This window comes from Burkholderia sp. YIM B11467, assembly GCF_052952715.1.
Genome location: NZ_JBQVSQ010000021.1, coordinates 28,719 through 52,737 on the forward strand (window position 1 = coordinate 28,719; position 24,019 = coordinate 52,737).

Sequence of the window (24,019 nt, forward strand, 5' to 3'; positions counted from 1 at the left end):
CCGCACGCCGGGAATATACTGGCGTGCAATTCCCGGGGTGCCAACCAACGCCCGGTGAGAAGCGATCTTATTCCAGGGCGTAACGACGCGAGCAATATTTCATGCCGATTACCGGATTCAATCACTACAACCTTCGCGCGGATCGGTCGACGCTCGACGTGCTCCGGGACTTCTACGTGAACATCGTCGGCCTGCGGGAAGGGTATCGCCCGCCGTTCAAGAGCTTCGGGTACTGGTTGTACGCCGGCACGAAAGACGTGCTGCATCTGACGGAGGCGCGACCGGACGAATCTCGCCCGTCGCATACGGTCAATACGTTCGATCACGTCGCTTTTTCATGTGCGGACGTCGAGGACATGACGCTTCATTTGATCGAAGCCAAAGTCGCATATACGCGTGAGTACGTTCCGCTTACGGGCCAGGTCCAGATATTCTTCAGCGACCCGGTGGGTAATGGTGTCGAGTTGAATTTTGCGCAGGCTGAATGACGGCCGCAGTCGCGCCTGATTTCGGTGCGTCGCGTCAAAAGATCGACCGCCATGCCACCTTCGACGACCGGGTTTGCACAACTTCGAACGATTGCGGATCTCCGCTAATGCGCCAGATCACAATGAATCTGCAAGCTTTCCGTTGCGTTACGGTGAATCTGAAACCCTTGCCGTATCAGCGCGGCATGGAGCTGCGCCAGGGCCGAAGCGCATTGCCGCACGCGACGCCGCTGCCAGAAAGGCGGCGTGAATACGCCCAGAGGCAACATCAGTACGCGACGACCATTCAAACCAAATGAAACGTCGATATGCGTTCCATCGACATCGTGTCCGTTGCTTCCGAAAATATCGGCCAACTCGTCGCATCGGGCGGGATAGAGCACGCGGAACACGCCGATTCCCAGTGCGCGAAACCGGCGACGAGCAAAACCAAGGCTGGACGCTTGCGGCTCGTAGCCTCGCGTCAGGATCAGGTTGATCTGTGCGGGCAACTCGGCCTGGATCGCCTGCAGCTTACCGAGGACGCGCGCATCCACGCGGACGTGCCGCGCGGGCCAGCGCGGCCGGATCTGCACACCCGCTTGAACACCGCGAGTCAGCGTCAGCAAATTCAAATGCATCGTTAGGATATCCGTGGGCGCGCTGGGCAATAAGTGTGAGTAATGGAAGGGCGAATGCTCCATTGAGCGTACCGGCGCGCGCCGATTTCGACCTGCTGACGTTGTGCCGGAGCAGTCGCACCTGAGCTCGCTGCTTCTGAAAATTGACCGGCCCGAATAAGTCGTCAGCCACTCCAGCGCTAGCGTGCTTGCACTCTAGAAATATAAACTAGCATGTGATTCCTTCGGTACCGACCGGACGGGCGAGCGCCACGCCGCCTTTGACGTCCGGGATCGGCTAGAAGCGGTCGTTCAAGGCGCATGATTGTGATCGATTTGGATTGTTGTCGATCCGAAGCAACCCAATGAGAATGTGGGAACATCAAGATTGAAGAGAATGCAGGCAGGGAAGCCGCAACGCCCATTACAGCCGCCGAAGTTCTTCGTCCCAAAGTGTTCGTTGGTGTGCGATTTCGTTTCTCGACTGGCCGGCCATGCACGGACGGTCGAGATCGCCCCAGATTTCTCAAGCGAATGATGACACAGCGCTTTTCTATGCCTCGAACCACCGTGGATATCGCTCACGACATCGCTACCTTCATCCCTGAAGGGGATAACTGGCTTGTCTTGGATTTGCTCCTTACCGAGCTCTGGCAGGCAGGACACCCTGAACAGGCGATACCGGAACTTCTGAGCGTGTTTGAGCGCTACCCAGAGGAGGATGGTTCTGGCGTGATATGGGGCGTTCTCCACGGACTCGAATCGCTGCCGAATTATGAGCCGGAGCTTCTTCGATCCATCGCGCGACAGCCCAGCGAGTTCGGCGTCTGCATGGTTGGCCGACTACTAAATACAGGGAGACGAGAAGTTGATGGCATTTCGTTACTCGACACATTGCGTGAACTGGCAGCCACTGCGAAGTCCCCACTCGTCCGAGAGACCGCAGTAGGTTTTGTATCCCGAAACAACTGAGTAAGAGGGAGTGATTCCCCTCTAGGCATTTGAACGGCCGCTCCCTGGAGCACATGGAAGTCCCCTTTGGGTCGATACCGGACGTCGACTTCGCGCGGAAGCGCATCGTTCGATACCCGTCGTGGACGGGACCGCACCGATAGACGCAAGGCAAGAGTTGAATTCCGGTCTCGGTCGAAACAGAGGCCGTCCAATCGTGGAGTAGTATTCCCCCATGTCCAAGTTATTGCTCGGCCTCTACGGCGCACAGCCAACCCATCTGTGACGAGGTCGGCAAGCTCGTTAAAGGGTTTGGAAACGGCTTCAACGATACGTGTGACGGCGTCGGCCGTGACGACAGTATTGATGGGAAGGCATCATGTCAACCGAGTGGAAGCACCGCGTCAGACTGTTTATCCAGCGTTTCTGGCAGCCGACCAGTGCATGCATGACCTGCATGCCGGGGAGCTGGGGCAATATCATGAGCCTTGCCCACTGGACCATTGCATTTCATACAGGTCTGCTTACTGGACTCCTGGCTGTACTTTTGACTTTCACGCCGGCGGCGAAACTCTACGCGCATCGATACGGCAATGCACTGGTCGTTGGCGCCCTGACAACGTTGGGTGACGCCTACTCGCACACGAGTCACTACCGTATCCCCTATGTCGAGCACATCGTGACGGGTGCAATTTCAGGTCTCTTGACGCTGGCGGCCTCATATCTCTTCGAAGACCGCGCGCGACGCCTTCGGGCGGTATGGGCTCGGGTTTTCGGATAGCTTATCCGCTGACTTTCTGAACCCACCGGGCCAAATGGAAAAAGGCTCCCAGGTGTGGCTACGCTGCATGAAGCGCATGGACAACGGGAGCTCGCGACCATTACATGCCCCAGCGTCAGGGCGCGGCCAGAAGCGGTCGGTTGACACCGGTGCACGGAAACAGACAAACGAGTCATGACAAATCGGATTAGATTCCGCGTTCGGCCGGTATTTCACGGTAGCAATCTTCTGGTCGAGGTACTTGAAGATCATCGCGCCGTTGATTTCCCAAGCGTCGCCGCGATCCTGCGAGATGCACTGCATGCTGTTCAGGTCCCGCATCCGGACGGCCTCGACGATCCCCGGGTCGCATTGTCTCAGGACCGCTATTTCAGCTATTGGGCGTATGCTCGGGGCCACTATGAAATAGACGACGATATCTGGGGGCTGTTCGTCACCGCGTCGATCAACAACGGGTCCATCGTCGCGGACATCGAACAGGCACTCCTGTCAACAGGGAAATTCGTCAAAGAAGACGTGGATCTCGGCAAGTTCGAGTGAGTCGAAGCGATTCGTGGAAGCGTATGTAACGATAGCGAACGACTGCTCCGGGTGGCCAGCAGGGACGTTCAGGGTCGATCGCAGCCAAAGGACGAATTCCCGTGCAGTGTGCTGGTGCGTGCCAAATTGATCTGTCACCGGTGCAAAGAATGAGTTGCGCTTAACTTCGCCACCTCAACAAATCGACCGCCCCGTATAAGTCGTCAACCACTCCAGCGCCAACGTGCTTGCACTCGGGAAATATAAACTCGTATGTGGTTCCTTCAGCATCGATCAGACGGGCGAGTACCGTGCCGTCTTTGGCGTCCGGGATCGGCTACATACGGTTAATCGACATGGATACCTATATTGGCGACAATCCCTCAGACTCGCTTTGTACGTGATCTCCTCAACCAGGTTGAGCAAGCTCTCAGATGAAATCGCCTTCAATAGTCAAGCCGCTTGAGCGTCCCTTGGCTGCATTCTCGTCGAGCATTGATTCTGCTCGCGAAGTCGTCGTGGCAGGGCTACGATGGCCCACTTCGTATTGGTGTGACCTTGCGATTGGTTGGTTGGAGCAAGGTCTAGCCGTTGATGACGAGATCGACGACATACTACGAGAGATTTCCCAGAACCGAGGTTTTCCGCAGAATCTGAGGCACCGCGCGTTTGCGCTACACGTACGATTCACGAAGAACCGAGTAGTCGGGTAGTTGGTAGATATGTGGTGAACCGATTTTTTAGGGCGGTGAGGAAGACCTGCTCCACCCGGGTTAAAACCGAACGCCTGCGTCAATAGTCTGCCATTAGCAACCACTATTCGACAGGAGTCGTGGCTGTTGTCTGCTTTGAGAAAAATTTTGGATTTATCTAAATGAGCATTGCGGAAGAATCTGACGAATTGGATCGTGTCGCGGTAGCTCCAGAGTTGCAACCTGCGCTGCGCCTCTATCGCAGGCTTCATCTTTCATATAACGATCTTGATGAAGCCAAGGCAACGACTGAAGAGCTGTTGCATGCTCGTTTACCTCTACCTCGGCGAGATCCACCAAGCGCGCTGTTGATGGCTCTTACGACCGCGCTAGTGGTGACATATGCCCGGCCATTCGTGAATACTCGTGGCGAATCAAAGTTCGCAGAGCGTTCAGTTCCCGGTTCACTCCTCAGGGTGTTGACCTCAAGGCAACGTGAGATTCACGACTACCTATTAATTATGCGGAACCGCGAGGTGGCGCATTCGGACGCTGACAGGTCAGAGATCTATTTGAAGCTGTATCCAGACGGAGGCGGCGCGATTTTCCGTGTTGCGCGTGTGCCGTTTCGACGTGCCGAGTTGAAAGATATCCATCGCATCGTCACAAAGTTGATGGCGGAAGTGGATCGCAGATGCGATGAGTTGCGCCGCGTGCTTCCGTTAGGCGTTTGGATTTGACCACAAAACCAGGCATGATCGCCACAAGCGCCTTTTTGCTGCATGCAATGAAAACTTCCTGGAGAGGCCGTAATAGGTCGATTACTGCCGAATGACGAATTCTCCACTGAGTGTGCCGATATCCACCTGCCGCCGTCGCGCCAGATGAGGCCCGCCTGACTTCGCCCCCTCAGAAAATCGACCTTCCCGTATAAGTCGTCAACCACTCCAGCGCCAACGTCCCCGCCAACGAGTTCCCGTTCGCATCGAGCCCTGGCGCCCAAACACACACGGCCATCTCACCAGGCAGCACCGCAACGATCCCGCCACCCACGCCACTTTTCGCCGGCAACCCGACCCGGTACACGAAATCTCCCGCCGCATCGTACGTACCGCAAGTCAGCATCAACGCCGACAAGCGTTTCGCGGAACTCGAATCGACCACCCGCTCGCCGGTCGCCGGCGCGACACCACCGTTGGCAAGAAACAGCGCAGCGCGCGCGAGCTCGACACAGTTCATCGTGATCGCGCACTGGCGGCAATACGCATCGATCACCGTATCGGGCGGCATCTGCATGTTGCCGAAGCTCGCCATGAAGTGCGCCATCGCGCGGTTGCGCTCCGCGTGCTGCAGCTCCGACAGCGCGACGCGCGAATCGTAGTCGATGTCGGTGGTGCCGATCAGCCGCCGCACGAATTCGACGAGCGCCGTCTCGGCCTTCACGAAGCGGCGGCACAGCACGTCGGTGACGACCAGCGCGCCGGCGTTGATGAACGGATTGCGTGGCTTGCCGCGCTCGCTTTCGAGCTGGACCAGCGAATTGAATGCGTTGCCGGACGGTTCGCGGCCGACCCGTTCCCACAATGCGTCGCCCAGCATCTGGAACGCGAGCGTGCACGCGAACAGCTTCGAGATGCTCTGGATCGAAAAACGCTCGTGCGCGTCGCCGACCGTGTAAACATGTCCGTCGAGTGTCACGACGGCCATCCCGAACTTGTCGGCGGGTACTTTCGCGAGTTCGGGAATGTAGTCGGCGACCCGCCCCTGGCCAATCCAGGGGGCGAGTTCGGTGTGGATGCGTTCGAGGATCGTCTGGTAATTCATAACGTCAGGCGGGTAGGTGCGCGGCCCGGATTCCGGCGAGCCCGTATGGAACCGTTTCGGCGCCGATTCGTCAAGCGCGCCCAGCATCGCGCCCTTATTTTTGAGACCGGCAAACGGACGAGCGGCAGGCGCAGTATCATGCGGTACGTTTCGGCCGATGGCCGGTGCCCGGCACCAGCCGGCGCCGCCGTGGCTTCCCCGATGAACCGACCGCTGCCCATGCCTTTTCGCATCCTGCTCGTCGAAGACGACACCCGCCTGTCCACGCTGATCGCCGGCTACCTGCGCAAGAACGACTATGAAGTCGACACTGTGCTGCACGGTGACGCCGCGGTGCCGGCGATCCTGTCCATTCGCCCCGATCTCGTCATTCTCGACGTGAACCTGCCGGGCAAGGACGGCTTCGAGATCTGCCGCGAGGCGCGCAAGCAGTACGACGGCGTGATCATCATGGTGACGGCGCGCGACGAGCCGTTCGACGAGCTGCTCGGCCTCGAGTTCGGCGCGGACGACTACGTGCACAAGCCGGTCGAGCCGCGCATCCTGCTCGCACGGATCAAGGCGCAGCTGCGCCGCGCACCCGTGCGCACGACCGAGAGCAACGCGCAGCAACCCGAACGCTACGCGTTCGGCAAGTTCTCGATCGACCGCACCGACCGCACCGTCGTGCTGCCCGACGGCAGCACGCCCGATCTGACGTCGGCCGAATTCGACCTGCTGTGGGCGCTCGTGTGCCATGCGGGCGAGGTCGTCAGTCGCGACGACCTGATGCTGCAGTTGCGCGGCGTCGAATTCGACGGCCTCGACCGCACGATCGACGGGCGCATTTCGAAGCTGCGCCGCAAGCTGCGCGACGACGCGAGCAACCCGCAGCGGATCAAGACGATCCGCAGCAAGGGTTATCAATTCAGCAAACACGCGTGGGAATGACGCCGCCTTCGTGCGACGCCGTCACGTCCCGCGCGGGCATTCCGCCCGCTAGACGGGAACCACGATGATCCGACGAACCCGTTCGCACCCCGATGCACCGCCGCTGCCGACGCTGCGCTACGTCAAATGGCGCTGGCTGCATTTCCGCCGTGCGTGGACCGATACGCGCGCCGACCGCATCCCGAGCTGGTCGCGCCTTTATGTGCGCACCTACCTGCATCTGCTCGGCCTCGTGCTGCTGACCGCGTTGGTGCCGGCGCTCGCGCTGTGCGTCGAATTGTCGCCGCAGGTCGTGTGGCATTCGTTCGACTCGCTGCCGGGCGACATCTGGATCGTGATCGCGTTCGTGCTCGCCGCGCCCGCGCTCGCGGCCTACCGGTGGATGCGGCCCGTCTGGTCGGATCTCGTGATGGTGCGCGAACGTGCGATCGACTTCACCGGCGGCCGCTTCAACACGCGCGCGCGCGAATCGCACAGCGTGATCATCGGCCCGCTGGCGCGCACGTTGAACGCGCTCGCGATGCGCATGGAGCGGCTGATTGCCGCGCAGCGCGATCTCACCAACGGCATCTCGCACGAGCTGCGCACGCCGCTCGCGCGCGTGCGCTTCGCGCTGGAGATGCTGCGCGAGCCGGCTTCCGCGGCCGAATACCAGGGCGCGCTCGAGAGCATCGCGCAGGACGTGACCGAGCTCGAGGAACTGATCGACATGAGCCTCACGTTCGCGCGGCTCGAATACAGCTCGCTGCAGTCGAACCTCGAGATGACCGCGCCCGTCGCGTGGTTCGAACACCAGATCAAGGACGCGCAGCTGCTGTATCCGGAGCGCACGATCGAGGCGCGCATCGCGCTTGAGTCGGACTTGCGCGTGAAGATGGACCGGCGGCTGATGTCGTATGCGATGCGCAACCTGCTGCGCAACGCGAGCAAGTATGCGCAATCGCGAATCGTCGTCGGGATCTCGCTCGTGCACGGCAACATCGGGATCTTTGTCGAGGACGATGGCCCCGGCGTGCCGGAGCAGGAGCGCGAACGGATCTTCGACGCGTTCGTGCGCCTCGACCGCCGCACCGGCGGCTACGGGCTCGGCCTGTCGATCACGCGACAGGTGCTCCATGCGCACAACGGCCGGATCGCGGTCGTCGATCCGGTCGAGCTCGGCGGCGCGCGCTTCGAGATCAGCTGGCCGGTCTAGCGAGTCGCTGCACGAGGCTGAAGCCTCGGCAGCAACGACGGCAGCGCGCGCTCAATACGTGCGGCCGAGCTGCAGGTAGAAGTTGCGGCGGCCGGCGGGCGCGAGCGCCACGCCGATGTAGACAGGCCCGAACGCGGTCGACAGGCTCGTGAAGAACGTATAGCTCTGCTTGAGCGCGCCGCCGCCGACTCTCACCCCGCTCGACCAGACATTGCCGACTTCCGCGCTGGCGCCCACCGACAGCGCCTTGATCGGCGACGCGTTGAACGTCATCAACTGATTCATGTAGGTCACCTGCGCGTACGCGAGTTCGTTGCCGTTCAACTGGTCGGCCGCATAGGCGGACAAATGCTGGAAGCCGCCGAGCGTGAAGTTGAACGCGTTGATCAGGTTGGTGCCGCCGATACTCTTGCCGCCTTCGACCGTCGCGCTGAAGCTGTGCCGGCCGAACTGCTGCGCGATCATCGCCTTGCCGTAGATCTCGGTGTACGGCGCGTCGGTGACCCCGTCGGCGAAGTCCTGCGCCGATTCGCCGTTGCGCGATACCAGCGAGCGCTCGACGCGCAGTTCGGTGTAGTAGCCCTTGCGCGGGAACATCGGATCGTCGAGTTGGTCGATGACGAGCCGCGCGCGCGCAACCAGTGCCTGCGACGTGAAGCTTGGCCAGAGCAACTGCGGGCCGTCGCCGAAGTCGAGCGGCAGGTTGTAGGTCGGCGAGCCGTGCCCGGTCACGTAACCGAGACCGATCCGGAAATCGCCGAGCCGCGCGATCGGCAGGCCGAAATCGATCCCGGCGCGCGCGGTCTGCATCAGGTACTGCGTCATCTTCACGTCGCCGGTGGAGTCGTACAGGTTCGCGTAGCGGCGTTGGTATTCGGCGTAGGGCGACACATAGACGCCGTACGCCATCGACAGCGGCTGGCGCAATTCGACGCGTGCCGACTGCAGGTCGCTGCCGATCGTCGTATCCGCGCGGAACTCGAGGCCCGATTCGGTGAGCCACGGACGCCGGTAGCCGACATGCAGGCGGAAGCCGCCCTCGTCGGTCGAACTGCTCGACATGCCCAGGCCGAACAGCAGGAAGTTCGGTCCCCAGTATTTTTCCCGCGCGTTGATCTCGAGCACGTTGTCGTCGCCGTGGCTTACGACCTGCTGGGTGACGCTCTCGAAGTTGCCGCCCGTCGTCAGCCCGAGCAGATCCTGGCTGACGGTCTGCGGATCGTAGAGGTCGCCGGGCTTCACGTGCAGCGCGTCGCTGACGACGCGCTTCGGCACGCCGCCGCTCGTCTTGATGTCGATGCGCGTGATCCGGACCGGCGGCGGCAGCGGCTGCGCGTGCGCGGAGCGGTAGGCGGCGTATTCCTCGGGGCTGAGCGCGTAGCGCTTCAGGCGTGGCAGCGCGGCGGTTGCCGCTGCTTCGCCGGCGGAGATGGCCTGGCGTGCGTTCTGGAAATCGGTGAAGCCGAGCGAGCCGAGCGCGGGCGTGAGCAGCACGTCGTTCGCGGTGATCTGCTGGCGCTGGGCCGACACGTTCTGACGAATCAGGATCCCGACCATCTGCTGCATCACGTCGGCGGGCGACGCGAGCGCGTCGAGCGGGCGCAGTTGCGAGCCGATGTCGACGGCGATCACGACGTTTGCGCCCATCTGCCGCGCGGTGTCGACCGGCAGGTTGCTGACGAGGCCGCCGTCCACCAGCGCGCGGCCATTGATCTCGGCCGGCGCGAACAGGCCGGGCATCGCCATGCTCGCGCGGATCGCGAGCGGCAGCGAGCCGTGATCGAGCACGACCATCTGGCCGGTCTGCAGGTCGGTCGCGACCGCGCGGTACGGAATCGGCAGGCGGTTGAACGGCTGGTTGGTCGGCACGGCGGCCGTCCAGTTCGCGAGCAGCGCCTGCAGCCGGTTGCCCTGTACGAGGCCGACCGGTGCCTTCACGCCGTTCTTGCCGAAGCCGAGCGTCAGCCCGTTGATGTACAGGCGCTCGTCTTCCCGGCTCGTTTGCGGCAGGTCCGCACGGTCCGTCACGTCGAACGCGATATCCGCGAGGTTGACCTCCGACAGCCGCTTCTGCATCTCGGCGGCGGCCATCCCGCTCGCGTACAGGCCGCCGACCACGGCGCCCATGCTGGTGGCCGCGATGCAGTCGACCGGGATGCGGTTTTCCTCGAGTACCTTCAGCACGCCGAGGTGCGCATAGCCGCGTGCGCCGCCGCCGGACAGCACGAGGCCGATCGACGGGCGGCCGGCCGGGCCGCCGTCGGCCGTGCAATCGTGCGTGGCGGCCGGCGTCGGGGCGTTGGCAGTCGGGGCTGCAGCCACCGGCGTGCCGGGTGCAGCGGAGGCGGGCGCGGTGGCGGTGGCCGGCAGCGGTTGCGCGGCGACCGTGCAGCACCAGAAGGCGACGAGCGTCGTGCAGAGCGGGCGCACCCGCGCCCAGCGGAAGGAAACGGTCGCTGTCATGGTGGAAATAACTGGCGTGATCGGGCGTCTGAGGCCTGCCGGGAGCAGGCAAGACCGAGAGATTACCGTGTTTTACAGGCGAGACGCGAGAGGCCGTTGCGTAGCCGGAAACGTCAAGAATGGTATTTTTGACAATTGCGTCGCGAAAAAATCATCGGAATTGCCTAAAGTATCGGAACGATTTGCCGCTAAGCTCGTGATAGGGCGGCGTGGACACGCCGCGGGAATGCGGTGCGGCCGTCCCGGCCCGTTCGCTCACAAAGGTTTGATATGTCGACACCGCTGTTCGGAAAGTTGTTTGCGCAACCCGTTGCGATCGACCCTGGAACGGCGAGTACGCAGATCTACACGCATGAGCGCGGCGTGGTGCTGAATCAGCCGTCGGTCGTCTGCTTCCGCAAGGCCGGCGCGACCGACGCGCGGCCGACGCTGGAGGCGGTCGGCGAACTCGCGAAAGCGCTGCTCGGCCGCGAACCGGGGCATCTCGAAGCCGTGCGGCCCATGCGGCACGGCGTGATCGCCGACGCGCACGCGGCCGAGCAGATGATCCGCAGCTTCATCGACATGTCGCGCACGCGCTCGCGCTTCAGCCGCCGCGTCGAGGTCACGCTGTGCGTGCCGTCCGATGCGACGGCCGTCGAGCGCCGCGCGATCCGCGAGGCCGCGTTCGCGGCCGGTGTATCGGATGTCGAACTGATCGAGGAATCGCTGGCTGCCGGGCTCGGCGCGGGCCTGCCGGTGACCGAGCCGGTCGGCTCGATGGTCATCGACATCGGCGGCGGGACGACCGAAGTCGCGGTCATCTCGCTCGGCGGCATCGTCTACCGCGAGGCGATCCGCGTCGGCGGCAGCCAGTTCGACGCGGCGATCGTGAACCATGTCCGCAACCTGTACGGCGTGCTGCTCGGCGAGCAGACGGCCGAGCACGTGAAGAAGACGATCGGTTCGGCCACCAGCGCGGTGCCGCGCACGTCGACGCGCGCGGTCGGGCGCGGCATCGGCGACGGCCTGCCGCGCTCGGTCGAGCTGTCCAACCACGACGTCGCGGACGCGCTGGCCGCGCCGCTCAAGCAGGTGATCGGCGCGGTGAAGTCGGTGCTGGAAAACGCGCCGGCCGAACTCGTGACCGACATCGCGAATCGCGGCGTGGTGCTGACGGGCGGCGGCGCGCTGCTCGCCGACCTCGAACGCCTGCTGTACGACGAGACGGGGCTGGTGGCCCGGATCGCCGACGAGCCGGCCACCTGCGCGGTGCGCGGCGCCGGCGAGGCGATGGGGCGGCTCACGATGTGCCCGGTCGACTGATTCGGCGCGGGCCAGGGCGCGCATCGCGGCGCGGCCATTCACATTCTTTCGATCTCCGGATGACCGGTTCCTTGTCGAGCGCGCTGCGGCGGCCATGTTGCCGACCGCGCGACCACGGGCCGTCGTCGATCCGCCGCGTGGACACGCGCGAGCGCGCCGTGCTAGCGTTACGCGCCCATCCGGGGCCGGGCTGGCCGATCCGCCCGACGACCTGAGAGACCGAAAACCTTGAAATACCACACCAAACGGGGCTTCGCGGCCCGAACGGGCCGCCTGCTGGCCCTCATCGCGTGCATCTGGGTCGCCGCGGCCGTCGCGCTCGTCGCGTACGGGATGCGGATGCCGAGCCAACCGGCGGACGTCGCCGTGATCTTCGGCAACGCGCTCGACGATACCGGTGCGCCGAAACCCGTGCTCGCGGCCCGGCTCGACGTCGGCGTGCGCTGCTACCGCACCGGGCAGTGCCCGGCGTTTCTGGTCAGCGGCGCGATCGACGGGCCCGGGCTGAACGAGGCGACGGCCATGCGCGACTATCTCGTGGCGCGCGGCGTGCCGGCCGACCGGATCGCCGTCGACGACCAGGGCGACAACACGCTTGCAACCGCACAGCACACACTTGCGTACCTGCAGGCGCACCGGCTGTCGCGCGTGCTGATCGTCAGCCAGTATTACCACCTCGCACGGGCGCGTCTTGCGTTCGAGCGCGTCGGCATCGCGCGGGCCGACATCTTCGCCGCGTATCCACGCCGCTTCCAGTTGCGCGATGTCTATTCGAGCTGGCGCGAAGTGCCGGCCTACGCGGTGTATGCGCTGCGTCTGTGGGTGAATCCCGACGCGCGGCCGATTTCGTTCCGGCCGATGCTGTACCTGATGAGCCTGTTTTCCTGATGTGGCGCACGGGGGTGAACGCCTCCGGTGCCTGATTTTCTCCGCCTTCCGATTTCCTGCCGCTTCACGCCGGCGGCAGCGTTCCTTTTTTCTCGCCGGCCTTACCAGTAATAGTTGCACGGACAAGCGATAACGATTCGCGTTTCAGGTTCGATGCAACGCGAAAATCGCAGCGATTTCGCCGTGCACGCAGAAACCCGGCTCGTATTTGATTATTAAACGGACGCTGATTATCGGTGTCGGCAATTTATCGGAGTGAAGATATTGCGGTGCAATAATCGGTTGCATTGTGTCGAGATCGTAAATCCACATTTTCTCGGATTCGTTGATTTCGACGTTTTTGAGAAAGATCAAAACAAGCAGGCGAAAAACCTGCGAATGCGACGGCCCGACCTGCGTTGGCGGGTAAAAAATACATGCTCGTTGACCCTTGATCCAATGGGTAAACATCGACTGGAAAATGGCGGGACTTTGATATAGCCTTGTCTGACAAAAGCAGGGCAGTAATCAAATCAACCAGAAAGTCGCTGCAGAAAAACAGGGGGCCACCGTCATGTCATTCGACTAGTTACGCGTCCGCAATCCAGGGCCGATCAACCCGCCATCGATGAATAAGCCGACGTCGCATCGCGACCGCCGGCGGGCACGCTTTTGTCCGTGATTCTCTGCTGTATGCCGTCCGGTACAACGGCAATACCAATATCAAATCCAAAACCAAAATCGAGGAAAAGCATGAATCTTGCGCGTTCGAGAAAAGCCGGTGAGCCGTTTCCGAGACTGCTGTTGCCTACGGGTGTTTTCCTGGCGCTGTCCGGCGCAGGCATCGTTCCCGCCTATGCGACCTGCAGCACGGCGGGCACGACGGTGACCTGTTCCGGCATCGCGAACCCGCTGCAGCCGAGCTACTCGAACAGCGCCAACAACGTGCACGCGACGGTCAACCCCGGCGCGAGCGTCGGCGTACTGCTCGGCGTCGGCGGCACCGCGATGTCGCTGACTGGCAACGGCGTCACGCTGACCAACAACGGCACGATCGATCCGTCCGCACTCGGCTCGGGCCTCGGCGTGCTGTCGAGCGGGGCCGTGGTCGGCAATGCGTCGGCGAGCGCGAACACCACCGTCGTCAACAACGGCACGATGAACGGCTCGACCGGCGTGGCGATCAGCGGCGTGACGGGCATGGCGCTGTCGGTCCAGAACGGCACGGGCGGCACGTCGAACATTACAAACACCGGCACGATCGGGTCCAACCCGCTGGTCGGTGCGACCCTCGTCGGCGCGGACGCGCCCGTGGTCACCGCATACGGTGGCGGCCAGGTCAACATGAACAACAGCGGCACGATCAACGGCCGCGTATCGTTCGGCTCGAACGGCACGCCCGGGCAGGGCAATACGTTTACCAACTCGGGCACGATCAACGGCAGCGTGTCGATGGGCGCGAACAGCAACAACACGTTCAATGCCGTGACGGGCTCGTCGGTCAACACGGCGGGCGGCACCGGCGGCGCGTTCAACATCACGGTCGGCCCGAACACGCTCAACGTCGCGGCGACGGGCGTCGTCGACGGCGGCGCGGGCGGCAACAACACGCTCAACCTGCAGCAGCAGGGCGGCGGGCCGGCGACCGGCTCGATCAACAGCACCAACTACATCAATTTCCAGCACCTGGACGTCGGCAGCGGTACGTGGACGCTGACCGGTGCGTCCACCGCGCAGGACGCGACGCTGAGCGGCGGCGTCGCGATCGTCGACAACAACGCGGGGCTCGGCACCGGCACGATCACGGGCAACGGTGGGGCGCTCCAGAGCGCCAACTCGGCCGTCAACCTCAGCAACAACGTGACGCTCGGCGCGGGCGGGCTCACGGTGCAGGGCGGCAACAATCTCGGGCTGTCCGGCTCGATCAACGGTGGCGGCAGCCTGACGCAGAACGGCACGGGCACGCTGACGCTCAGCGGCGCGAATACCTACTCGGGCGGCACCAACCTCAACAGCGGCGGCATCGTGCTCGGCAACGGCGCCGCGCTCGGCACGGGCACGCTGACCGTCGGCGGGTCAGGCACGCTCGATACCAACGCCGGGATGACGGTCGGCAACAACATCGCGATCAATACCGGCGCGACCCTCACATTGGGCGGCAGCAATAACCTCGGGCTGTCGGGCGTCGTGTCCGGGGCCGGGGGTCTGACCAAGAACGGGGCGGCCACCACGACGCTGACCGGCGCGAACACTTATACGGGCGGCACGACGGTCAATGCGGGTACGCTGGCGTTGGGCGCGGGCGGCTCGCTTGCGGCGACGGGCGCCGTGAACCTCGCCGGCGCGGGCGCCAGCTTCGATATCAGCGCATCGGGTGCGAACCAGACGGTTGGCGCGTTGAGCGGCGTCGCCGGTACGACCGTCGCACTCGGCGGCAACACGCTGACGATGGGCGATGCGACGAACCAGACGTTCGGCGGTTCGATCGCCGGCACGGGCGGCATCGTAAAGCAGGGCAGCGGCACCGAAACGCTGACCGGCGCGAATACGTACACGGGCGGTACGACGATCGCGGGCGGCACGCTGGCGCTCGGTGCGGGTGGCAGTCTTGCGGCGGGCGGTGCTGTGAACCTGAGCGGCACGGGCGCGACGTTCGACATCAGTGGCTCGGGCGCGGCTCAGACAGTCGGCGCGCTGAGCGGCGTAGCCGGCACGACGGTTGCATTGGGCGGCAACGGATTGACGTTCGGCGATGGCACGAACCAGACGTTTGGTGGTTCGATCACCGGCACGGCCGGCGTGACGAAGCAAGGCAGCGGCACCGAAACGCTGACCGGCGCGAATACGTATACGGGTGGCACGACGGTCAACGCGGGCACGCTCGCGATCGGCGCTGGCGGTTCGCTGTCGGCGACGGGCACGGTGAATCTCGCGAACGCGGGCACGACGCTCGACGTCAGCGCGTCGACCACGCCTCAGGCGATCGGGGGCCTCGCGGGCGCGGCCGGCTCGACGGTCAATCTCGGCTCGCAAAACCTGACGTTGGGCGACGCCGGTAATCACACCTTTGGCGGCACGATCGGCGGCACGGGTGCGATCACGAAGTCGGGCACGGGCACCGAAACGTTGACGGGCACGAACACGTACACGGGCGGCACGACGATCGCGGGCGGCACGCTGGCGCTGGGCGCAGGCGGCAGCCTTGCGACGGGCGGCGCCGTCAACCTGAGCGGTGCGGGCGCAACGTTCGACGTCAGCGGTTCGGGCGCGGCTCAGACGATCGGCGCACTGAGCGGCGTGGCCGGCACGACGGTTGCGCTGGGCGGCAACGGGCTGACCTTCGGCGACGGCACGAACCAGACGTTCGGCGGCGCGATCACGGGTACGGCCGGCGTTACGAAGCAAGGTAGCGGCACCGAAACGCTGACCGGCACGAACACGTACACGGGCGGCACGACGATTGCGAGCGGCACGCTGGCGCTTGGTGCGGGTGGCAGTCTTGCGGCCGGCGGCGCCGTGAGTCTCACCGGGGCGGGTGCTGGCTTCGATATCAGCGCGGCAGGTGCGAACCAGACGGTCGGCGCGCTGAGCGGTGTGGCCGGTTCGAACATCGCACTCGGCGGCAACACGCTGACCTTTGGCACCGCGACGAACCAGACGTTCGGCGGTTCGATCGGCGGCACGGGCGGGATCGTGAAGCAGGGCACCGGCACTGAAACGTTGACCGGCGCTAACACGTACACGGGCGGTACGACGGTCAACGCGGGCACACTGGCGATCGGCGCTGGCGGTTCGCTGTCGGCGACCGGTACGGTGAATCTCGCGAATGCGGGCACGGCGCTCGACGTCAGCGCGTCGACCACGCCGCAGGCGATCGGTGGTCTTGCGGGTGCGGCCGGCTCGGCCGTCAATCTCGGCTCGAAAAACCTGACGCTGGGCGACGCCGGTAATCACACGTTCGGCGGCACGATCGGCGGCACGGGCGCGATCACGAAGTCGGGCACGGGCACCGAGACGTTGACGGGCACGAACACGTACACGGGCGGCACGACGATCGCGGGCGGTACGCTGGCGCTCGGCGCGGGCGGCAGCCTTGCGACGGGCGGCGCCGTGAGCCTCACCGGGGCGGGTGCCGGCTTCGACATCAGCGCGGCGGGCGCGGCTCAGACGATCGGCGCGCTGAGCGGCGTAGCCGGCACGACGGTTGCGCTGGGCGGCAATGGGCTGACCTTCGGCGACGGCACGAACCAGACGTTTGGCGGTTCGATCACGGGCACGGCGGGTGTTACGAAGCAAGGTAGCGGCACCGAAACGCTGACCGGCGCGAATACGTATACAGGTGGCACGACGGTCAACGCGGGCACGCTCGCGATTGGCGCAGGCGGTTCGCTGTCGGCGACGGGCACGGTGAATCTCGCGAATGCGGGCACGACGCTCGACGTCAGCGCGTCGACCACGCCGCAGGCGATCGGCGGCCTCGCGGGTGCGGCCGGCTCGGCGGTCAATCTCGGCTCGAAAAACCTGACGCTGGGCGACGCCGGTAATCACACCTTCGGCGGCACGATCGGCGGCACGGGCGCGATCACGAAGTCGGGCACGGGCACCGAGACGTTGACGGGCACCAACACGTACACGGGCGGCACGACGATCGCGGGCGGTACGCTGGCGCTCGGCGCAGGCGGCAGCCTTGCGACGGGCGGCGTCGTGACCCTGAGCGGTGCGGGCGCAACGTTCGACGTCAGCGGTTCGGGCGCGGCTCAGACGATCGGCGCGCTGAGCGGTGTGGCCGGCACGACGGTTGCATTGGGCGGCAACGGATTGACGTTCGGCGATGGCACGAACCAGACCTTCGGTGGCGCGATCACGGGTACGGCCGGCGTTACGAAGCAGGGCACGGGCACCGAAACGCTGACGGGGGCGAACACCTACACGGGCAGCACGACGATCGCGAACGGCACGCTGGCGCTGGGCGCGGGTGGCTCGCTCGCGACGGGCGGCGCCGTGAGCCTGACCGGTGCGGGTGCCGGCTTCGACATCAGCGCGGCGGGCGCGAACCAGACGGTCGGCGCGCTGAGCGGCGTGGCCGGTTCGAACATCGCACTCGGCGGCAACACGCTGACCTTCGGTACCGCGACGAACCAGACGTTCGGCGGTTCGATCGGCGGCACGGGCGGCATCGTGAAGCAGGGCGCCGGCACCGAAATGCTGACCGGCGCGAATACGTATACGGGCGGCACGACGGTCAATGCCGGCACGATCGCGATCGGCGCGGGCGGCAGCCTCGCGTCGACGGGCACCGTGAATCTCGCGAATGCGGGCACGGCGCTCGACATCAGTGCGGGCGGCAACCAGTCGATCGGCACGCTGAACGGCACAGGCGGCTCGAGCATCGTGCTCGGCGGCAACACGCTGACGCTGGGCGGCACGACGAACGGCGCGTTCAGCGGCACGATCGGCGGCACGGGCGGCATCGTGAAGTCCGGCACGGGCTCCGAAACGCTGCTGGGCGCGAACACGTACACGGGCGGCACGACGATCGCGAGCGGTGCGCTCGTGCTGGGCGGGGGCGGGAGTCTTGCGACGGGCGGTGCCGTGACCCTGAGCGGTGCAGGCGCGACGTTCGACATCAGCGGTTCGGGCGCGATTCAGACGATCGGCGCGCTGAGCGGCGTGGCCGGCTCGACGGTTGCGTTGGGCAGTAACGGGCTCACGTTCGGCGACGCGACGAACCAGACCTTCGGCGGCGCAATCACGGGTACGGCTGGCGTCACGAAGCAAGGCAGCGGCACCGAAACGCTGACCGGCGCGAATACATATACAGGCGGCACGACGATCAATGCGGGCACGATCGCGATCGGCGCGGGCGGCAGCCTCGCGTCGACGGGCACGGTGAATCTCGCGAACACGGGCACGGCGCTCGATATCAGCGCGGGCGGCAATCAGGCGATCGGCGCGCTGAATGGCGTGGCCGGGTCGAACGTGACGCTCGGCGCGAACAACCTGACGCTCGGTAGCAGTACGAACGGTACGTTCGGCGGCACGATCGGCGGCTCAGGCGGCATCACGAAGCAGGGCACCAGCACCGAAACGCTGACGGGCACGAACACGTATACGGGCGGCACGACGATCGCGGGGGGCACGCTGGCGATCGGTGCGGGCGGCAGTCTCGCGGCCACCGGTGCGATCGGCCTGACCGGTGCGGGCGCAACGCTCGACATTTCCGGTTCGGGCGCGAACCAGACGGTCGGTGCGTTGAGCGGCGTGGCCGGTTCGAACATCGCACTCGGCGGCAACGGGCTGACGTTCGGCGACGGCACGAACCAGACCTTCGGCGGCTCGATCACGGGCACGGGCGGGATCACGAAGCAAGGCAGCGGCACCGAAACGCTGACGGGCGCGAACGCCTTTACGGGCGACACGACGATCGCGGGCGGCACGCTGGCGATTGGTGCGGGCGGCAGCCTGTCGTCAAGCAACGCGGTGAACCTGACCGGCAACGGCACGACGCTCGACATCAGCGCGGCCGGCAACGAATCGATCGGTGCGCTGAACGGCGTGGCCGGCTCGAACGTGACGCTCGGCGCCAACACGCTGGCGTTGGGCAACGCCACGAACGGCACGTTCGGCGGCACGATCGCCGGCACGGGTGGGGTCGTCAAGCAAGGGAGCGGCACGGAAACGTTGACCGGCGTGAACACGTACACGGGCACGACGACGATCGCCGGCGGCACGCTGGCGATCGGCGCTGGCGGCAGCATCGCGTCGTCGGGCACCGTGAACCTCGGCAGCGCGGGCACGACGCTCGACCTGAGCGGCGCGGGGGGGAACCAGACGATCGGCGCACTGATGGGCGCGGCCGGCTCGACGGTCGCGCTGGGCGGCAACGGCCTGACCTTCGGCAGCACGGCGAGCCAGACGTTTGCCGGCGTGATCACGGGTACCGCGGGCGTGACGAAGCAGGGTAACGGCACCGAGTTGCTGACGGGTGCGAACACGTACACGGGCGGCACGACGATCGCCGGCGGCACGCTCGCGCTCGGCGCGGGCGGCAGTCTCGCCGCGGGCAGTGCCGTGAACCTGAGCGGCACGGGCACGACGTTCGACATCAGCACGTCCGGTGCGAACCAGACGATCGGCACCTTGGGTGGCGTGGCGGGTTCGAGGGTCACGCTCGGCGCGAACGGGCTGACGCTCGGCAGCGGCGGCGGCAGCGCGACGTTTGGCGGGTCGGTCGTGGGCACCGGTGCGCTGACGAAGACCGGCGCGGGCACCGAAACGCTGACGGGTGCGAACACGTACACGGGCGGCACGACGATCGATGCAGGCACGCTGGCGCTCGGCGCAGGCGGCAGCCTTGCGGCGACGGGCGCGGTCAACGTGAACGGCGCGGGCGCATCGCTCGACGTCAGTGCCGCGGGCGCGAACCAGACGATCGGCGCGCTGAGTGGCGTGGCAGGTTCGACCGTCGCGCTCGGCGGCACCACGCTGACGTTCGGCGACGGCACGAACCAGACGTTCGGCGGCGCGATCGGCGGCACGGGCGGCATCGTGAAGCAGGGCGGCGGCACGACGACGCTGACGGGTGCGAACACGTACGGCGGCACGACGACGATCAACGCGGGCAACCTCGTGATGGGCACGGGCGGCAGCCTCGCGGGCTCGACGACCGTCAACCTCGCGGCGTCCGGCGCGGGCTTCACGCTCGGTGCCGGCGCGCAGACCATCGGCGGCCTCGCCGGTGTCGCAGGCACCACGGTTGCGCTCGGCGGCAACACGCTGACGCTCGGCGGCGCGGCGAACACGTCGTTCGGCGGCACGATCGGCGGCACGGGGGCACTCGTGAAGGGCGGCACCGGTACGCAGACGCTGTCGGGCAACAACACGTATAGCGGCGGCACGACGGTCGCGGGCGGCACGCTCGTACTCGGCAGCAACGGCGCGCTCGGCACGGGCGCCGTGACGGTCGGTGCCGCGAGCACGCTCGACACGACGAGCGCGGTCAATCTCGCGAATGCGGTCACGCTGAATGCGAATGCAACGATCGGCGGCACGCAGGACCTGACGCTGTCGGGCGTCGTGTCGGGCGCGGGCGGTCTCGTCAAGGATGGCCAGGCCACGCTGACGTTGAACAACAGCAATACGTTCCAGGGCGGCACGGTGGTCAACGGCGGCTCGCTCGTGCTCGGCAACAGCCAGGCGCTCGGCACCGGCGGCCTCACGCTGAACAGCGGCAGCCTCGCGCTCGGCAGCACGAACGTGACGCTCGACGGGCTGAGCGGTGCGGCGAACGGCACGCTCGACACCGGCACGGGCACGCTCACGGTCGCGGGCGGCGGCACCTTCGGCGGCACGCTGACGGGCGCCGGCGCGCTGGCCAAGAGCGGCAGCGACACGCTCGTGCTGACCGGCACGAGCAACTACGCGGGCGGCACGACGATCGCCGGCGGCACGCTGCAGATCGGCAACGGCGGCGCGTCGGGCAGCATCGCCGGCAACGTCGCCGATGCGGGCGCACTGGTCTTCAACCGCTCGGACAACCTGTCGTTCGGCGGCGCGATCTCCGGCACGGGTTCGCTGACGCAGGCCGGCAGCGGGCAGCTGACGCTGACGGGCACGAGCACGCTGAGCGGCCCGACCACGGTCAGCGCGGGCACGCTCGCCGTCAACGGTTCGCTCGGCCCGTCGATCGTGACCGTGCAGAACGGCGCGACGCTGACGGGCACCGGCACGATCGGCGGCCTCGTGGTGCAGGGCGGCGCGACGGCGGCCGCATCGCAGCCGGGCGCGGCGCTGAACGTGTCCGGCAACGTCACGTTCCAGCCGGGTTCGACGTTCCGGGTCGCGGCCACGCCGCAGCAAAGCGGTAGCCTCGCGGCCAGCGGCACGGCGGCGCTGAACGGCGGCACCGTGCAGGTGCTCGCGAACCAGAGCGGCTACCAGCCGAGCACGACCTACACGATCCTGACTGCGTCGTCCGGCGTGCAGGGCGCGTTCAGCCAGGTGAACGCGAACTACGCGTTCCTGATGCCGAAGCTGACCTACGATCAGAACCACGTGTACCTTGAACTGCTCCAGAACGGCACCTCGTTGCCCGACGTGGCAACGACGCCCAACCAGCGTTCGGTTGCGACCGCGCTCGGCGGGCTCGGCGCCGGCAACCCGTTGTACGACGCGGTGCTGACGACCGACGCGGGCACCGCGCGCCGTGCGTACGGGCTGCTCGACGGCGAACTGCAGGCGAGCATGAAGAGCATGCTGCTGCTCGACAGTCGTTATGTGCGCGATGCGGTGACCGATCGCGTTCGCCAGGGTCTCGCGCCCGGATCGGGCCCGCTCGCCGCGCTGTCGTCGGGCGGCGCCGCGCTGTGCGGCGACAACACGGCCGGCGCGGTCGACCCGACGCTGCCGCCGGAACGCCGGATCGGTTCGCGCGACGGTTGCTACGGCGGCACGCCTTATCAGCCGGTCGTGTGGGGGCAGGCGTTCGGCGGCCGCAGCCGGCTCACCGGCGACGGCAACGCGTCGACGATCAACCGCAGCATGACGGGCTTCATCGCCGGTGCCGACATGGCGCTCAACGACAAGTGGCGTGCGGGTCTGGCCGCGGGCGTCACGCACAGCTCGCTCGACAACGACCAGAGCTCGTCGGCGTCGGTGAACAGCTACTACCTGTCGCTGTACGGCGGCGCGCAGTACGGTGCGCTCGGTGTGCGCGGCGGCGCGTCGTACACGTGGTACCGGATCAACAGCGACCGTAATCCGGGCTTCGCGGGCTTCTCGGATCACGACTCGGCCGGCTACGACGCGAATTCGGCGCAGGTGTTCGGCGAAGTCGGCTACGCGCTGCCGGTCGGGCCCGTCGCGATCGAACCGTTCGCGGGCATCGCGTATGTGAACCTGCATACCGATGGTTATACGGAAAGCGGTGGCGCGGCCGCGCTGCGCGCCGGCGGCGAGACGACCCACGTCGGCTTCTCGACGCTCGGCCTGCGCGCGGCGTCGCAGATCGGCTCGATCGCGAGCGGTACGTTCACCGCGCGCGGGACGGTCGGCTGGCGGCACGCGTTCGGCAATGTGCACCCGTCGTCGGCGTTCACGTTCGCGGGCGGCGGCACGTCGTTCCAGGTGTCGGGCGTGCCGATTGCCCGCGACAGCGCAGTGCTCGAAGCCGGCATCGACGCGAACATCACGAAGCGCCTGACGCTCGGCCTCACGTACAGCGGCCAGTACGGCAGCGGCGTGCGCGACAACGCGGTGCTCGGCAACATCCTGTGGAAGTTCTGACCGGCGCGGGGCGGCGGGGCAGGCCCGCCGCCCCGGCCATCAGAACGCGATCGACCAGTTGGCGTATAACGCAGCGCGCTGCTCGAGCTGATAACCGTTGAGGTTCTGCGTGACGGGCGTCAGGTACTCGACGCCGATCCGGTGCCCCTTGAGCGGCCCGGAGCGGAATACGGCGTTCAGGCCCGCGCCGACCTTCAGCACGCGGCCGCCATAGTTGCCGGGCANCGTCAGGTACTCGACGCCGATCCGGTGCCCCTTGAGCGGCCCGGAGCGGAATACGGCGTTCAGGCCCGCGCCGACCTTCAGCACGCGGCCGCCATAGTTGCCGGGCAGATCGTCCGGGCTGGCGACGTGCACGGGGCCGTCGTAGGTGCCGCGGATCGCACCTTGCGCGGTGTAGTTCAGGCGCGCGGACGCGCTCAGCCACGGCGTCAGCCGGAAGGCACCCCAGGCGTTCGCCTCGAACCGGTTGCCGACACGGTAGCCCGAACGGTTTGCGTGCTGCATCGGTAACTGCGCGAGCGCCTGCGCGCCCCAGCTCCAGCGCTGCATCTGGCCGGTATACGTGATGCTCGGGATCGCATCCCAGGTACCGGTCCCCATCTGCATCCCGTAGTGGGCGAACGTGCCGTCCCCGTTGCGGCGCGACACGGAGCCGGTCGGCATGCTGATGCCGAGGCCGGCATGCAGGTGATGACGGCCGTCGTCGTACAGCCGGAACAGGCCTGCGGCGACCGTGTCGCCGAGCCCGGACGCCCCGTGCGACATCTCGCCACCGCCCGTCCCATGTCCGCCGCCGTGCCTGCCGTGTCCACCGTGTCCGCCGGACAGTCCCTGCATCGTCATCGGCATGTCCATGTACATCGGCATCACCATCAGGTTGAACGCGTCGCTGGGCGCGTACATCAGGTGCAGCATATGCATGTTCATCTGCATGCCGGTCGGCTTCATCGTGTAGCCGGCCATCGCGAGCGCATGATCGTCGACGCTTCGACCGTCGCGTTTCACGGCGCCGCCGGTGTTCTGATGCGAGTACGTGTAGCCGATCATCCAGCCGCCTTTCTTGTGCATGTGGTCATACATGACGCCGGCGGGCGCGTGGCTGTCCGGCGTGAGGCCGG

14 protein-coding genes are annotated in these 24,019 nt (G+C 65.9%); 10 read left to right on the forward strand and 4 right to left on the reverse strand.

From position 1 onward, the window contains the following. The first annotated feature begins 101 nt into the window (after nt 1-101). Nucleotides 102-488: a VOC family protein gene (locus tag ACTRWB_RS37255; RefSeq protein ID WP_446904857.1), complete on the forward strand. Its 387-nt coding sequence runs from the start codon at nt 102-104 to the stop codon at nt 486-488. Between the two features lie 104 nt (nt 489-592). Here the strand turns inward: ACTRWB_RS37255 and ACTRWB_RS37260 are convergent, their stop codons facing one another. Further along, complete coding sequence (locus tag ACTRWB_RS37260; RefSeq protein WP_446904858.1) at nt 593-1,108, reverse strand: hypothetical protein; 516 nt, start codon at nt 1,106-1,108, stop codon at nt 593-595. Nucleotides 1,109-1,657: 549 nt separating this feature from the next. Here ACTRWB_RS37260 and ACTRWB_RS37265 point away from each other — a divergent pair. The 4 genes from ACTRWB_RS37265 (at nt 1,658) to ACTRWB_RS37280 (ending at nt 4,770) form a co-directional block, all read left to right on the forward strand. Beyond that, a complete protein-coding gene (locus ACTRWB_RS37265; protein WP_446904859.1) occupies nt 1,658-2,059 on the forward strand; it encodes a hypothetical protein in 402 nt (133 codons plus the stop codon). A gap of 358 nt (nt 2,060-2,417) precedes the next feature. Further along, nucleotides 2,418-2,819 (forward strand): hypothetical protein, encoded by a 402-nt coding sequence (locus ACTRWB_RS37270; RefSeq protein ID WP_446904860.1) that lies wholly within the window; start codon nt 2,418-2,420, stop codon nt 2,817-2,819. Between the two features lie 174 nt (nt 2,820-2,993). Then, nucleotides 2,994-3,359: a hypothetical protein gene (locus tag ACTRWB_RS37275; RefSeq protein WP_446904861.1), complete on the forward strand. Its 366-nt coding sequence runs from the start codon at nt 2,994-2,996 to the stop codon at nt 3,357-3,359. Between the two features lie 853 nt (nt 3,360-4,212). Continuing rightward, nucleotides 4,213-4,770: a hypothetical protein gene (locus ACTRWB_RS37280; RefSeq protein WP_446904862.1), complete on the forward strand. Its 558-nt coding sequence runs from the start codon at nt 4,213-4,215 to the stop codon at nt 4,768-4,770. A gap of 169 nt (nt 4,771-4,939) precedes the next feature. Here ACTRWB_RS37280 and ACTRWB_RS37285 read toward each other — a convergent pair whose 3' ends face one another. Then, entirely contained in the window at nt 4,940-5,854 is a 915-nt protein-coding gene (locus ACTRWB_RS37285) for a glutaminase (protein WP_048245780.1), read from the reverse strand. A 219-nt stretch (nt 5,855-6,073) separates the two neighbouring features. Here ACTRWB_RS37285 and ACTRWB_RS37290 point away from each other — a divergent pair, with 219 nt between their 5' ends. Further along, a complete protein-coding gene (locus ACTRWB_RS37290; RefSeq protein WP_048245782.1) occupies nt 6,074-6,784 on the forward strand; it encodes a response regulator in 711 nt (236 codons plus the stop codon). A gap of 64 nt (nt 6,785-6,848) precedes the next feature. After that, a complete protein-coding gene (locus ACTRWB_RS37295) occupies nt 6,849-7,979 on the forward strand; it encodes an ATP-binding protein (protein WP_419688939.1) in 1,131 nt (376 codons plus the stop codon). 51 nt (nt 7,980-8,030) lie between these two features. Here the strand turns inward: ACTRWB_RS37295 and ACTRWB_RS37300 are convergent, their stop codons facing one another. Then, complete coding sequence (locus ACTRWB_RS37300) at nt 8,031-10,442, reverse strand: patatin-like phospholipase family protein (protein ID WP_446904863.1); 2,412 nt, start codon at nt 10,440-10,442, stop codon at nt 8,031-8,033. A gap of 270 nt (nt 10,443-10,712) precedes the next feature. Between ACTRWB_RS37300 and mreB the strand changes: the two genes are divergently transcribed. Both mreB and ACTRWB_RS37310 read left to right on the forward strand, forming a co-directional pair. Beyond that, nucleotides 10,713-11,747, forward strand: a complete 1,035-nt coding sequence (gene mreB / locus ACTRWB_RS37305) for a rod shape-determining protein (RefSeq protein WP_048245785.1) — start codon at nt 10,713-10,715, stop codon at nt 11,745-11,747. A 228-nt stretch (nt 11,748-11,975) separates the two neighbouring features. After that, a complete protein-coding gene (locus ACTRWB_RS37310; protein WP_446904864.1) occupies nt 11,976-12,635 on the forward strand; it encodes a YdcF family protein in 660 nt (219 codons plus the stop codon). A 593-nt stretch (nt 12,636-13,228) separates the two neighbouring features. Here ACTRWB_RS37310 and ACTRWB_RS37315 read toward each other — a convergent pair. Continuing rightward, a complete protein-coding gene (locus ACTRWB_RS37315) occupies nt 13,229-13,369 on the reverse strand; it encodes a hypothetical protein (RefSeq protein WP_164992049.1) in 141 nt (46 codons plus the stop codon). Between ACTRWB_RS37315 and ACTRWB_RS37320 the strand changes: the two genes are divergently transcribed. Beyond that, nucleotides 13,368-22,898: an autotransporter-associated beta strand repeat-containing protein gene (locus ACTRWB_RS37320; RefSeq protein WP_446904865.1), complete on the forward strand. Its 9,531-nt coding sequence runs from the start codon at nt 13,368-13,370 to the stop codon at nt 22,896-22,898. The genes ACTRWB_RS37315 and ACTRWB_RS37320 overlap by 2 nt on opposite strands. The last annotated feature ends 1,121 nt before the right edge of the window (nt 22,899-24,019 follow it).